The sequence below is a fragment of the Aliiroseovarius crassostreae genome (genome assembly GCF_001307765.1).
GTDB classification, from domain to species: Bacteria; Pseudomonadota; Alphaproteobacteria; order Rhodobacterales; family Rhodobacteraceae; genus Aliiroseovarius; species Aliiroseovarius crassostreae.
Genome location: NZ_LKBA01000001.1, coordinates 302281 through 314935, shown reverse-complemented (window position 1 = coordinate 314935; position 12655 = coordinate 302281). Strand labels below are relative to the sequence as shown.

Here is a 12655-nt window from a genome sequence, read left to right as displayed (position 1 = left end):
CTCCCCCTTCCCAAGCGCAGCACAACATGGTCCTCTCGCTATAAGATTAAACCCAAAAGGACATTTTGATGCGCCGCGCCTTGCTCTTATCCGCCCTCACAACCCTGCCCCTGCCGCTCTGGGCTGGCGATTTCTACAGCTCCGCCCCGGTGGTTTCGGCCATCCTTTACCCGGAGGGGGCAACCCAGACCCGCCAGATCACGGTTGAACTGCCAGCCGGTCAGCATCGCATCCTTGTACCATTCATCCCTTCTGACACACGGCTTGGCCTGCCCGACATCGCCCTTCTGACGGGGAAGGGACAACTGGGGGCCCTAGGATATTCGCCTGATACATCTGTAGATCCGGAAACCCTCTACACCCCATCGCAAACCAAAGCCCAAAATGCGGTCGATGCTGCAAAAGACACCGTCGCGGCATATCAGGAAACCCTCACCATTCTGCGTGATGAGATTGCTGCGTTGAAGCGCCAGTTGGAGTTTCTCTCAACCATCCGCGCCCCGCAGGACGCCACCTCTGTTGACGACCTGTCCGCGATGCTGGTTCTGATCGGAGATCAGTCTCAAGATATCCGCAAGAAGATTTCGACCAAAAGCCGCGAACTTGCAGATGGGAAAGAACGCGAGGCCGAGTTGCAGGCCGTTCTTGGCAATGCTGAACGTGAATTTGAACGGCTTTTCCCCCCGAAGGACAACCCGGATCTCCTGTCCATTCCAGTTCGCCTCACCTCTGCGCAAACCATCTCTATCGCAATCACCAGCATCTCAGAGAGCGGAGGATGGATCCCGATATACGAATTACATCTGACCGAAGGGAGCGACCCGAATCTGACACTCAACCGGAAATTTACGATCCAATTACCATCTGAAACTGTCTGGAACGATGTGAACCTGACCCTGTCAACGCAGCAGCCATCAGGCCAGGTGGAACCTTCCACCCCATACGCAAACCCGGCCAGCATTCACAAACCGATCCTTTCATCACGCAAGGTACAAACAGCCTCGGACCTGATGGAAATGGCCGCGCCCCCCATGGTTGAACCTGAACTTGTTGTCGGTGAAGAGTATTCAGGCCTGACCGTCGACACCAACGGGGTGGCTGTCACCTATCACTATACCCAAAAGGTTTCAGCCCTTGCGGGAGAGGAGCAGGTTCTTGATCTGGATAGCCTGACCTTACCCGTCACCCCCGAAATCTATGCGGTCCCCCGCCGGGATGACACCGCCTTTCTGGTCGGTCAGATCACCAACAACACAAAAGAGCCGCTGCTTGACGGTACCGCACGTGTCTATCGCGGTGACAGCTTGGTCGGACACACCCAGATGCCCTTCCTGGCCGCGGGGGACGACGCGACCCTGCCGTTCGGCCCCATCGAAGGCATTCGTCTTGAACACGTCGTCGCGGACAATGAAACTGGGGATCGTGGTATCATCACCACCACCAACACCCGTGAACAGGACACGCTTTTCCGCGTCACGAACCTGACGGACAAACCACATGAGGTGAAAACCTTCTACCCCCTGACCTACTCCGAACAGGAAGACCTGGAGGTAAGGGTCACCGCCACCCCGCGCCCGGATGAAAGCAACCACGATGACAAACGCGGCCTGTCTGTCTGGAACCTGTCGCTTGCCCCGGGTGAGGAAACCGAGGTGACGATCAACACGCGTCTGAGCTGGCCCGAAGGATGGACGCTTAACTGGCGGCCTTGACCCGACCTGTCTTCGGGCGGGCCAGCGGGCGTGAAAAAGGCGGTTCTGAGGTATCAGAACCGCCTGTGCACTCTAAGAAACTGCGGGACCGGATCAGATCGCGGATATATTGCTCCACCGATATACCCGTCACATCTGCGGATCGTTTCAAGTCGACCAGCATCTGCAGCGGCATTTCCAATCTCAGCGTCACATCAGTCATGTCCCAAGTGTGCGACAGGGTGATTAACGAGAGATAAACACCCCGCCCGTATCGGACAGTTTTCAGGCTGGCAGAAATCAGACTGGCAGGAAACTGTCCGTTCCCGCGTCGTAAAATTCGAGCCCGCCTTCCCCGATATCGGTCCAAAGCCCGTGCAGCGACAACTCGCCCTTTTCCACCGCATCACGCACGAATGGGAACGTCATCAGGTTGTCGAGCGACACGACAACGGCCTGTTTTTCCAGATCCCGATCCGTGATTTCGCCCTCTTTCGCTTCCAAGGCTTCATAGCCCGGCTTCAGCAGGCTGATCCATTTGCCGACAAAACTGCTTTCGTTGGACAGCTCGGGGGCATGCCCTTTGCACATGTCATGGAACCCTTTGACCCCGCCACAGCTCGAATGACCCAGCACAATCAGATGGGTGACCTTAAGCGCAGTGACCGCATATTCCACCGCCGCTGACGTCCCGTGATAGTCGCCAGCAGGTTCAAACGGCGGGACCAGATTGGCAATATTGCGATGCAAGAAAAACTCACCCTGATCCGCACCGAAAATCGACGTCACGTGAACGCGGGAATCACAACACGAAACGATCATGGCACGTGGGCGCTGCCCTTCATCCGCCAGGCGACGATACCATGCTTTGTTCTCGGCATATCCTGTGGCTTTCCATCCCTGGTAACGCTGCACCAGATAGGCGGGAAGGGGTTTCGCATTTTCCATCTTCATCTCCTCCGAATTTCGAACGGTTTTAGTGACAATTCGCTAGGAATTCGAGCGATTTCTATAAGGTAGATATACGCTTTTTTGAGGAACTCCGCCCTATATTTTTCGCATGAGGGAAAGTTCAAGGGGTGCCGCCGTGCGCGAGATCAGTCATTTGTATCACAAGGAAGCCGTTCGTCTCGATCGGGATCAACTCGAAATCCTGCTGTTGCAGCTTGGGCCCACATCCGCCGACAAGCTTGTCAATCAGGCGCTGGAGGATCTGGCAATCGGGTTGGCGCAGATCAAGAAACACCATGCCGCCGGGCAGGTTCAGGAAACACGCGAGCAGATTCGTGCCCTGAAGGCAATTGCCCAGAAACTCGGCATGACCACCCTTGCCCGGATCTGTCGTGACGCACGGGACCTGGTGGGCAGCCCGGATATTGCAGGATGCGCCGCCGTTCTGGCCCGCCTCAACCGCATAGGGGAAGGGTCGCTGATCGCGGTCTGGGATCTGCAGGACATGTCCGTCTAGAAAGGCGGACCACAAAGCCGCCAGGTTGTCATCACGCCGACGTTCCGGGGTTGCAGGCAAAGCGGGCTCACGCCATCTTGGGCAAAACAACCAGATAGGTCAGATTGCCCATGCGCTTTGCCCGCCCCACCCCCGACGCCCTGCCACTATACGTCATCGACAAGGACACGCCGACCCAGCTCGACGCGCTGCCAGAGCTTGCCCGCAACTGGGCAAAGGCAAACAACTTCACGCCGGCGCTTGGGGCGGTGCTGTGTGTTCCGGATCCGCAGGGCAATCTGTCCATGGCGCTGGTCGGAGGCGGCACCGCTAAGGATCGCGCGCGCAAGCGGTTTGGCCTGGCCTCTGCCCGCGCCGCCCTTCCTGAGGGCGTTTATGAACTGAAAAGTGATCTCAGCGGAGACACGCTCGACGAGGCCGCGCTGGGATGGCTTCTGGCGGGGTATCGTTTCAACCGTTACACCTCTCAGACTGCCCCGAAAGCAGACCTTGTCGCCCCGGAGGGCATAGATGCGGCGCGTCTTGAGGCGATCGCGGCAGGGGAAGCCCTGACCCGCGATCTGATCAACACCCCCACGCAGGACATGGGCCCAGCCGACCTGGAGCAGGCAGCCCGGAACATGGCAAAGACATTCGGTGCCGAAATCCACGCCACCGAAGGATCCGCGCTGCTTGAACAGAATTACCCGATGATTCACGCCGTTGGGCGCGCCGCCGCCCTGCCCGCACGCGCCCCCCGCCTGATCGACATGCGCTGGGGAACAGACGGGCCGCAACTCACCCTTGTGGGCAAAGGGGTCTGCTTTGATACCGGGGGCCTGAACCTGAAGCCCGGCAATTCCATGGCTTTGATGAAAAAGGACATGGGCGGGGCGGCAACGGTTCTGGGACTGGCGCAGATGATCATGGCGCTTGGCCTGAAACTGCGCCTGCGGGTGTTGATCCCTGCTGTTGAAAACGCTGTCTCGGGGGATGCATTTCGCCCCGGTGACATCCTGACCAGCCGCAAGGGGCTGACCGTCGAGGTCAACAACACGGACGCAGAAGGACGTCTGGTGCTGGCGGATGCGCTTGCGCTGGCCGATGAAGAAACGCCCGACCTGATCATCTCGATGGCCACCCTGACAGGGGCGGCCCGCGTGGCCGTCGGCCCCGATCTGTCCCCGTTCTATGCCACCTCTTCCAAGGATGCCGATGCAATCCGCACCGGGGCAAGCCGCGCGGCCGACCCGGTATGGGAACTGCCGCTCTGGCGCCCCTATGAGACCATGATCGAACCGGGAATAGCAGATCTGGACAACGCACCTGGCGGCGGTTTCGCCGGGTCGATCACGGCGGCCCTTTTCCTCAACCGTTTTGTCACCGACACCCCGCGCTATCTTCATTTCGATATCTACGGCTGGAACCCCACCGCCGCCCCTGCCCGCCCGAAAGGCGGCGTTGGCATGGGCGCGCGCGCCATCCTTGCCGCCCTGCCGGAGCTTCTGCCCCTATGAGCATGCCGAAAACGCCAGATCGCCGACTGACCCCGGCCAACCCGCGCGTCGCCCATGACAGCCTGCGCGGATTGGTCAGCTCGGAACGCTATTCACCGGGCCTGTTGATGCGGGTTGTGACGCCGGTTGCCGATATCCTGCGTTCCCCCAATGGCCCGCGCGACCGTCAGGCGCTCTACGGCGAACAGCTTCTGGCTCTGGAAGAGCATGAGGGCCACGCGTTTGTGCAGGCCGAGCGGGACGGGTATGTGGGCTATGTCGACAGGCGCTGCCTCGGCCCGGCAGTCGCGTCCACCCACTGGGTCAGTGCCGCCGCCACGCACCTATATGCGACGCCCGATTTCAAGACAATCGAACACATGGGCCTATCTTTTGGCGCGCGGCTGGCCATCGTCGCAGATCACGGACGGTTTTGCGAAACCGCAGAGGGGCTTTTTGTGCCCAGCGCCCATTTGTCAAACCGGGGGGAAAAGCTGAACGATCCCGCCAGCACAGCGGCGCTTTTTCTGGGCACGCCGTATTTGTGGGGCGGCAATTCCCGCGCGGGGATCGACTGTTCCGGCCTTGTTCAGGCGGCATTGATCGCGGCCGGGCTTGACTGCCCTGCCGATAGCGACATGCAAGAAAAGATCGGCCGCGCCATCCCCGATGCCGCCCCTCTGGCCCGTGGAGATCTGCTGTTTTGGAAAGGTCATGTTGCCATGGTGTTTGACCACGAACGCTTGATCCACGCCAACGCCCACCACATGGCCGTGGTTTTGGAAGGGATCAACGAGGCAACCGCCCGTATCAAGGCCCAGGGGGATGGCGATGTCACGGCGCGCAGGCGCCTGTGGTAAACGGGTGCCTGTAACGAACAGCTCTTCGTGGTGAGTATCTGCCTGTGGTGCAAGGCATTTCCCGCACGCCATAACCACCCGCACCAGCTCAGACGGTGCCCAACTGTCCAGCCTTACTCAACCACGCGGATCAGTTTGCGCTCCAGCACCCGAAGCACCTGTCGCAGGTCATCCCCGCGCTTCAGCACCCGCCCGTCCATTCCCAGCACCGAATACTGCCCCTGGCGCATCCGCAGCCGGGGGCGTTTTTCAATCCGGTACAAAGGATGTTCAGCGCTGCGGCGAAAGACGGAAAACACGGCGAGTTCCCGCAGGAAGCTCATCGCGTAGTCACGCCACTCGCCTGCCGCCACCATCCGCCCGTAAAGCCCCATGATCACACCAAGTTCCAGCCGGTCAAACACCACCTGCTCCGGCGGCAAACCACCCGACACATTGGGATTGGAGTTTTGGATATTCATAAGTTCAGCTTGCCTTGCCGCACCGATCAAATCAATCCCCTGCTCCGCACGCTGCTACAGGTCCCATGCAAAAAGGGGGAATTGCCCCATTTTTGCCCTGAAAAGAACCGCGAATAATCGCGTTCCCTCCCTTTTGCCGCCGTGGTTGTGAAAGAAAACTGGCCCTGTAGCGAGCGAATGCTCATCCGGTGCCGCAAATTTACAGCCCCCACCCAGTCTGCGGCACCGGAGCTACCTGACAAAACCCTGCCGCTCGCTAAAATGTTTCGACTTTAACCTGAGACAGGGAAAAGTCGAAACGCGGTAAGTGCTATCAATGCCGTGGGCGTTTCAGAATAACCATGTGTCACAAGTTTATCCCGAAACGCTTTAGCGAGCAGGGTTTGTTGTTTTTGTCACGCCTGACTGCGAAGTGGGTTTTGCGAAACAACACTATTGACCGAACGGTCGGCTTTGTGCATCCTTCCCGCAAAGCAACAGAAAAGCCCCGGCACAGGGGCCAATGCGACGCTGGGAGGCATGATGACACCCGAAACACGCGCTCGACGCTCGGCCGAGGCCATGTGGGCGGATGATCCAGCCAGTCAGGCCCTCGGCATGACACTGACGGACATCGCGCCGGGTCGGGCGGTCATCACCATGCCAGTGCGCGCAGACATGTCAAACGGGCACGGCATCTGCCACGGCGGGTTCATCTTCACCCTCGCCGACAGCGCCTTTGCCTTTGCCTGCAACAGCTACAACCAGCGCGTTGTCGCGCAACATAACTCAATTACCTATCTTGCCCCGGGCCAGTTGGGGGAATGCCTGACGGCAACCGCCACGGAAACCAGCCGGACCGGGCGCTCGGGCATCTATGATGTGGTGGTCACGGGAGGGGATGGGCGACAGGTCGCACTTTTTCGCGGTCATTCCCGCCAGATCAAGGGAACACATTTCGAAGAATAGCCATCCGGCCCGGCGGGGGAAGGGACGCCACCGCCTTTGGAACGGAGCCGACAATCATTGATGCACCCAAGAGGAGAAGGTGCCGCGCGTCAGGGAGGACCACATGGAAGATTTGACACCACGCCGCGAAGATCTGGCCCCGATCGAGATTGCTTCGCGCGATGAAATTCAGGCGTTGCAGCTGGAGCGGATGAAATGGTCGCTGCGCCACGCCTATGACAATGTGCCCTTTTACCGGCAACAGTTCGATGCGGCGGGGGTGCATCCGGATGACCTTAAATCCCTGTCGAATCTGGCAAAATTCCCTTTCACCGTAAAGCAGGACCTGCGCGACAATTATCCGTTTGGCCTGTTTGCCGTACCACGCGAACAGATTGCCCGCGTGCATGCCAGTTCCGGCACCACCGGACAGCCCACCGTTGTGGGGTATACCAAAAACGACCTGACCATGTGGGGCTCTGTCGTGGCCCGCTGCCTGCGGGCCTCTGGGCTGCGGCCAGGTGACGTGTTGCACAACGCCTATGGCTACGGGCTTTTCACCGGCGGGCTGGGCGTGCATGGCGGGGCGGAACAATATGGCCTTACCGTCGTGCCGGTCTCAGGCGGCATGACACAGCGCCAGGTCCGCGTGATCGAGGATTTCGGCGCCACGGGCATCACCGTCACCCCTTCTTATGCGCTGTCCATTCTGGATGAGTATAGCAAGCAGGGGCTGGACCCGCGCAAAAGCCCGCTCAAGGTCGGGATTTTTGGCGCCGAACCCTGGACCAACGCGATGCGCGGCGAAATCGAAGAGGCCTTCGACATGCATGCGGTGGATATCTACGGCCTCTCGGAAGTGATCGGGCCGGGCGTGGCCAATGAATGTGTGGAAACAAAAGATGGGCTGCACATCTGGGAAGACCATTTCTATCCCGAGATCATCAACCCCGATACCGGCGAAGTTGCCGAGGATGGCGAGCTGGGGGAACTGGTCTTTACCTCGCTCACCAAGGAAGGCTTTCCAATCATCCGCTATCGCACCCGCGACCTGACCCGCCTGCTGCCGGGCTCCGCCCGCTCCATGCGCCGGATGGAAAAGATCACCGGGCGCTCTGACGACATGATCATTCTGCGGGGTGTGAACGTGTTCCCGACCCAGATCGAAGAGCAGTTGATGGACGTGCCGGCCCTCAGCCCTCATTTCCAGATCGAGCTGATCCGCCCGGGCCGGATGGACGAGATGCATATTTACGTTGAAATGGCCGACGGGCAGCCCTCGGAGGGCGCCGAAGCCGCGGCCCGCACCCTGTCTGGAAAAATCAAATCCAATGTGGGAGTTTCGGCAAAAGTCCATGTCCGTGACGCCGGGGCAGTTGCGCGCAGCGAGGGGAAAGCTGTAAGGATCGTTGATAACCGTCCGAAGGAGTAAGAGATGCCGCGAGGGATTGCCCGCGACCACGAAGAAAAACGCGCTGCCATCCGCAAGGGGGCAGCCGACTATTTCGCTGAACACGGATTCGATCGGGCATCAATGACCGGGGCCGCCAAACATTGCGGTGTCTCAAAGGCGCTGATTTACCACTATTACGACAGCAAAGAGGCGCTTCTGTTCGATATTCTCGACACCCACCTGTCGACACTGGTCGAAGAGGTGGAAGCCGCCCCGGAAACCGATGGGCTGCGTGGTCTCGTGCGGGCCATTCTCGTGGCCTATAAGGGGGCGGATGCCGAACACAAGCTGCAGCTTGACGCCTTGTCCGTGCTGGAGCCGGAACTGCAAAACAAGCTTTTTGACCTGCAGCGACGCCTGATCGACATGATGGGGGACGCCCTCAAGGCCGCAGCCCCCGACTCTCTGGCCAATGGCGCCAAACTCCGCCCTGTCACCATGTCGGTCTTTGGTATTCTCAACTGGTATTACATGTGGAATCGCCCCGGCCAGGGGCTGAGCCGCGAGGAATATGCCGATCTGGTCACAGACATGCTTTTGGGTGGGCTGAATGCGCTGTGAAATGCGCTGATCACAATTTCGTCAGTTCCCATTTTCGTTCTCATGCCTAAAGTGTTTCGACTTATTATTGAGACACAATAATAAGTCGAAACGCTCGAAACCTACTGATGTTGCGGGCGTTTCGAAATCAACTTGTGTCTCAAGTTAATCTCGAAACACTTTAAGGTCAGAGCGAAACCAATACCGTTCCACAAATGAGGTCCCCATGAACAAATTCACCCTGCCCCTTGCCGCCTTGCCTCTTTCCGCAACCGTGCTTGCCCTGTCTATGGCGCCCGCCCTGGCCCATGACGGCGCTGAAAATCCAGCGGTCATGGCGCGGATGGAAGTCATGAAAGCCATTGGAGGCAGCATGAAAACACTTGCCGGTATGGCCAAGGGCGAAATGGCGTTTGACAGCGCCAAGGCGGAAGCTGCAATGGCGACGATTGCTAGTGAAGGCATGAAAGCCCCTGCCCGGTTCGAGGCCAATGAAACCGACCCGAAAAGTGAAGCCCTCCCCGTGATCTGGGAAAACTGGGCCGACTTTACCGCAAAATCCGAAGCGATGGTCATGGCCGCAAAGGCCAATGCGGCCCTACCGGATCTTGCCACGTTGCAAGGGTCCCTGGGCAAGGTCGGCGGCACCTGCAAAGCATGCCACAGCGATTATCGCAAAAAGTAACCCATTTCGGGATCCGGTTGGATCACAACACGCTCTCGAAACACTTTGGGTCCACAACCAAGATCAAGGCGGGACCCTCCACCCGCCTTGCACCACCTGATCAATTGCATTGAAAGCTGGTAATCCGGCCCCGGTCATTCACTTTCACATTCAGGCGCTCTGGTCGGTAATCCATCGTCACCGCATCCCCCGGTCGGATGATCCGCGTCGTCCCCTTGTGACCCATAGCCTCAAATACCGAAAGTGGCTGGCCGATCAGGTATTGAAGGTCTATCGCACCACAATCTGCACTGTTTGAAGCAAAGCCCGCTTCGCCCTCCTGTTCGACCGGGCCAGTCGCCTGGCAGGCCGCCAGCCCCAACGCGCTCACCACCACAAGAACACTCGAAGATTTACTGCCAATTCGTTGCTTCATATCACTTTTTCAATGCGGATGTCGCCATAGGCACATCTCGCGTCGCCTCTCGTATTGATTTCCCCCCGAGTTTCGCTCACCTTGAGACAATCCGCAATGGTCCGGTTTTCCCACCCCATTGCCAAACCCACCTAGGCGTTTTTCGCTTTCTCTTCTGCGGGATTGCCCGCAAGGAAAACCGAAAGACGCTTTGACTTATTGGAGGATACCCATGCGCACCCGTGCCGCCGTTGCCGTTGCCCCCGGCAAACCGCTTGAAGTGATGGAGGTGAATCTTGAAGGCCCCCGCGCCGGTGAGGTTCTGGTTGAAATGAAGGCCACCGGTCTTTGCCACACGGATGAATTTACCCGCTCGGGGGATGACCCGGAAGGTATTTTCCCGGCCATTCTGGGTCATGAGGGTGCTGGCGTGGTGATCGAAGTGGGCGAAGGGGTGACTTCACTGGAAGTAGGGGACCACGTGATCCCGCTTTACACCCCCGAATGTCGCGAATGCGACTACTGCCTGAACCCGAAAACCAACCTGTGCCAGTCGATCCGTTCCACCCAGGGTCAGGGGTTGCTGCCCGACGGCACCACCCGTTTTTCGATGCTGGATGGCACGCCGATCCACCACTACATGGGCTGCTCGACCTTTGCCCAGCACACCGTTGTGCCCGAGATCGCGTTGGCAAAAGTGCGCAAGGACGCGCCGTTTGACAAGATCTGCTATATCGGCTGTGGCGTGACCACCGGTATCGGCGCCGTGATCAACACCGCCAAGGTAGAAATCGGATCGACCGCAGTGGTGTTCGGCCTTGGTGGTATTGGCCTGAACGTCATTCAGGGCCTGCGCATGGCTGGCGCCGACCAGATTGTCGGCGTTGACCTGAACGACAGCAAAGAAGAAATGGGCCGCCACTTCGGCATGACCGATTTCGTGAACCCCTCGAAAGTGGACGGCGACATCGTGGCCCACCTGGTCGAGCTGACCGGCGGCGGGGCGGATTATTCTTTCGATGCGACCGGCAATGTGAACGTCATGCGTCAGGCACTGGAATGCGCCCACAAGGGCTGGGGAGAATCGATCATCATCGGTGTTGCCCCTGCAGGTGCCGAGATCTCGACCCGTCCGTTCCAACTGGTCACCGGCCGGGTCTGGCGCGGCACCGCTTTCGGCGGCGCTTCGGGCCGCACCGATGTGCCGAAAATCGTCGATTGGTACATGGACGGCAAGATCGAGATCGACCCGATGATCACCCACAAGCTTTCCCTCGACCAGATCAACGAAGGGTTTGAGCTGATGCACAAGGGTGAAAGCATCCGGGCCGTGATCGAGTTCTGATCCCGGCTGAAATGCGAGGATTGGGGGAGCCGCTTGGCTCCCCTTTTTCGTTGTCTCTCCCGCGCAGCCCTTGGGCATGGCTCATCTTCGATGAGCCTGAGGGGCGCTGCCCCTCGGCCTGCGGCCTCACCCCGAGATATTTAGTGCAAGAAAAAAGCATCCCCCCATGAGAGATCTTGCCAATACGGCAACTCTGAGTATGTTAGAATTGTTCTAAAATGTTTCGCCTCATTATTCAGCCTCAATAATGAGGCGAAACGTTCAAAACCTACTGATGTTGCGGGCGTTTCGAAATCAACTTGTGTCTCAAGTTAATCTCGAAACGCTTTAAATAGGAGCTTCCCCATGCTGTCTGGCACCCTCAATCGTCGCCGTTTTTCCGATCTGTCCGATCAGGAAGTCCTTGCTTTGGCGATTTCCAACGAGGAAGACGATGCGCGGATTTATCGCCAATACGCTGAATCCCTGCGCGAGAGCTTTCCCGCTTCGGCCAAAGTGTTTGATGGGATGGCCGAGGAGGAGGATGAGCATCGCCGCCTGCTGATTGACGCCCACAAGGCCCGCTTCGGGGACGTGATCCCGCTAATTCGCCGCGAACATGTTGCCGGATTTTACGCCCGGCGACCGGTCTGGCTGGTGGAAAACCTCGGACTTGAAACCATTCGGGCAGAGGCGCGGGAGATGGAGCGACAGGCCGAGCAGTTCTATCGCAAAGCGGCTGACCGGACCACGGATGCCAACACGCGCAAACTCCTGGGGGATCTGGCGGCCGCTGAAGCGGATCACGGCAATGTAGCTGGCCAGCTTGAGGCAGAGCACCTGGCGGATCACGCCCGCGAAGAGGAAGATGCCGACGCGCGGCGTCAGTTCATCCTGACCTGGGTGCAACCGGGCCTCGCCGGGCTTATGGATGGGTCGGTTTCGACCCTCGCCCCGATCTTTGCCACCGCCTTTGCCACCCATGACACGCACACGACGTTTCTTGTCGGGCTTGCAGCCTCTGTCGGGGCGGGGATTTCCATGGGCTTTACCGAAGCAGCTTCGGATGATGGCGAGCTATCGGGCCGGGGCAGCCCGGTCAAACGCGGCTTTGCCTCAGGCATCATGACCACGTTGGGTGGGTTGGGCCACGCCCTGCCCTATCTGATCACCGATTTCTGGACCGCCACCACGATTGCAATCATCGTCGTCTTTATTGAGCTGTGGGCAATTGTCTGGATCCAGAACAAATACATGCAAACCCCGTTTGGCCGCGCCACCATACAGGTGATCATGGGGGGCGCCTTGGTCTTTGCAGCCGGCGTTCTGATCGGTGGCGGATGAGGCATTTGGTCTTTCGGGGTCAAATTCCATTGT

Annotated in this window: 14 protein-coding genes; 10 read left to right on the top strand and 4 right to left on the bottom strand. The window is 58.9% G+C overall.

Annotated features, from left to right (window positions below; all coding sequences use genetic code 11):
- Positions 1 to 68 precede the first annotated feature (68 nt).
- The gene (locus tag AKJ29_RS01735) at positions 69 to 1712 is read left to right on the top strand and encodes a DUF4139 domain-containing protein (protein ID WP_055187442.1); all 1644 of its coding nucleotides are present in this window, start codon (positions 69 to 71) and stop codon (positions 1710 to 1712) included.
- On the opposite strand, the gene AKJ29_RS01730 is transcribed toward AKJ29_RS01735, so the two are convergent.
- Together AKJ29_RS01730 and AKJ29_RS01725 are read right to left on the bottom strand one after the other, a co-directional pair.
- Positions 1696 to 1914, bottom strand: coding sequence for a hypothetical protein (locus tag AKJ29_RS01730; protein WP_139231377.1), 219 nt, complete (start codon positions 1912 to 1914; stop codon positions 1696 to 1698). The genes AKJ29_RS01735 and AKJ29_RS01730 overlap by 17 nt on opposite strands.
- A 77-nt stretch (positions 1915 to 1991) precedes the next feature.
- Entirely contained in the window at positions 1992 to 2639 is a 648-nt protein-coding gene (locus AKJ29_RS01725; RefSeq protein WP_055187505.1) for a carbonic anhydrase, read from the bottom strand.
- A gap of 139 nt (positions 2640 to 2778) precedes the next feature.
- On the opposite strand from AKJ29_RS01725, the gene AKJ29_RS01720 reads away from it, so the two are divergent.
- From AKJ29_RS01720 to AKJ29_RS01710, 3 genes are all read left to right on the top strand, one after another.
- A complete protein-coding gene (locus AKJ29_RS01720) occupies positions 2779 to 3159 on the top strand; it encodes a hypothetical protein (RefSeq protein ID WP_055187440.1) in 381 nt (126 codons plus the stop codon).
- 104 nt (positions 3160 to 3263) lie between these two features.
- Positions 3264 to 4655, top strand: a complete 1392-nt coding sequence (locus tag AKJ29_RS01715) for a leucyl aminopeptidase family protein (protein WP_055187439.1) — start codon at positions 3264 to 3266, stop codon at positions 4653 to 4655.
- A gap of 2 nt (positions 4656 to 4657) precedes the next feature.
- On the top strand, positions 4658 to 5494 hold the full coding sequence (locus AKJ29_RS01710) for a C40 family peptidase (RefSeq protein WP_055187504.1): 837 nt from the start codon (positions 4658 to 4660) through the stop codon (positions 5492 to 5494).
- 113 nt (positions 5495 to 5607) lie between these two features.
- Here the strand turns inward: AKJ29_RS01710 and AKJ29_RS01705 are convergent, their stop codons facing one another.
- A complete protein-coding gene (locus AKJ29_RS01705) occupies positions 5608 to 5955 on the bottom strand; it encodes a DUF2794 domain-containing protein (protein ID WP_055187438.1) in 348 nt (115 codons plus the stop codon).
- 522 nt (positions 5956 to 6477) lie between these two features.
- Between AKJ29_RS01705 and paaI the strand changes: the two genes are divergently transcribed.
- The 4 genes from paaI to AKJ29_RS01685 all read left to right on the top strand — a co-directional run bounded on the left by paaI (position 6478) and on the right by AKJ29_RS01685 (position 9560).
- Positions 6478 to 6903: a hydroxyphenylacetyl-CoA thioesterase PaaI gene (gene paaI, locus AKJ29_RS01700; protein WP_055187503.1), complete on the top strand. Its 426-nt coding sequence runs from the start codon at positions 6478 to 6480 to the stop codon at positions 6901 to 6903.
- 103 nt (positions 6904 to 7006) lie between these two features.
- Positions 7007 to 8314: a phenylacetate--CoA ligase PaaK gene (paaK, locus tag AKJ29_RS01695; RefSeq protein WP_055187437.1), complete on the top strand. Its 1308-nt coding sequence runs from the start codon at positions 7007 to 7009 to the stop codon at positions 8312 to 8314.
- 3 nt (positions 8315 to 8317) lie between these two features.
- Positions 8318 to 8896 (top strand): TetR/AcrR family transcriptional regulator, encoded by a 579-nt coding sequence (locus tag AKJ29_RS01690; RefSeq protein WP_055187436.1) that lies wholly within the window; start codon positions 8318 to 8320, stop codon positions 8894 to 8896.
- A gap of 205 nt (positions 8897 to 9101) precedes the next feature.
- On the top strand, positions 9102 to 9560 hold the full coding sequence (locus AKJ29_RS01685) for a c-type cytochrome (protein WP_055187435.1): 459 nt from the start codon (positions 9102 to 9104) through the stop codon (positions 9558 to 9560).
- A gap of 100 nt (positions 9561 to 9660) precedes the next feature.
- On the opposite strand, the gene AKJ29_RS01680 is transcribed toward AKJ29_RS01685, so the two are convergent.
- Positions 9661 to 9975, bottom strand: coding sequence for an I78 family peptidase inhibitor (locus tag AKJ29_RS01680; RefSeq protein WP_055187434.1), 315 nt, complete (start codon positions 9973 to 9975; stop codon positions 9661 to 9663).
- A gap of 211 nt (positions 9976 to 10186) precedes the next feature.
- Between AKJ29_RS01680 and AKJ29_RS01675 the strand changes: the two genes are divergently transcribed.
- Both AKJ29_RS01675 and mbfA read left to right on the top strand, forming a co-directional pair.
- Positions 10187 to 11299 (top strand): S-(hydroxymethyl)glutathione dehydrogenase/class III alcohol dehydrogenase, encoded by a 1113-nt coding sequence (locus AKJ29_RS01675; RefSeq protein ID WP_055187433.1) that lies wholly within the window; start codon positions 10187 to 10189, stop codon positions 11297 to 11299.
- Between the two features lie 345 nt (positions 11300 to 11644).
- Positions 11645 to 12622 carry an iron exporter MbfA gene (mbfA, locus tag AKJ29_RS01670; protein ID WP_055187432.1) on the top strand — a complete coding sequence of 326 codons (978 nt, stop codon included), beginning with the start codon at positions 11645 to 11647 and terminating at the stop codon, positions 12620 to 12622.
- Positions 12623 to 12655: the final 33 nt, after the last annotated feature.

Excerpts from the sequence above, each read along its gene's own strand:
- AKJ29_RS01730 (WP_139231377.1), bottom strand. The coding sequence starts at position 1,914 with ATGACTGATGTGACGCTGAGATTGGAAATGCCGCTGCAGATGCTGGTC.
- AKJ29_RS01675 (WP_055187433.1), top strand. The coding sequence starts at position 10,187 with ATGCGCACCCGTGCCGCCGTTGCCGTTGCCCCCGGCAAACCGCTTGAA.
- AKJ29_RS01680 (WP_055187434.1), bottom strand. The coding sequence starts at position 9,975 with ATGAAGCAACGAATTGGCAGTAAATCTTCGAGTGTTCTTGTGGTGGTG.
- AKJ29_RS01735 (WP_055187442.1), top strand. The coding sequence starts at position 69 with ATGCGCCGCGCCTTGCTCTTATCCGCCCTCACAACCCTGCCCCTGCCG.
- AKJ29_RS01685 (WP_055187435.1), top strand. The coding sequence starts at position 9,102 with ATGAACAAATTCACCCTGCCCCTTGCCGCCTTGCCTCTTTCCGCAACC.
- AKJ29_RS01710 (WP_055187504.1), top strand. The coding sequence starts at position 4,658 with ATGCCGAAAACGCCAGATCGCCGACTGACCCCGGCCAACCCGCGCGTC.
- paaI (WP_055187503.1), top strand. The coding sequence starts at position 6,478 with ATGACACCCGAAACACGCGCTCGACGCTCGGCCGAGGCCATGTGGGCG.
- AKJ29_RS01690 (WP_055187436.1), top strand. The coding sequence starts at position 8,318 with ATGCCGCGAGGGATTGCCCGCGACCACGAAGAAAAACGCGCTGCCATC.
- paaK (WP_055187437.1), top strand. The coding sequence starts at position 7,007 with ATGGAAGATTTGACACCACGCCGCGAAGATCTGGCCCCGATCGAGATT.
- AKJ29_RS01725 (WP_055187505.1), bottom strand. The coding sequence starts at position 2,639 with ATGGAAAATGCGAAACCCCTTCCCGCCTATCTGGTGCAGCGTTACCAG.
- mbfA (WP_055187432.1), top strand. The coding sequence starts at position 11,645 with ATGCTGTCTGGCACCCTCAATCGTCGCCGTTTTTCCGATCTGTCCGAT.
- AKJ29_RS01705 (WP_055187438.1), bottom strand. The coding sequence starts at position 5,955 with ATGAATATCCAAAACTCCAATCCCAATGTGTCGGGTGGTTTGCCGCCG.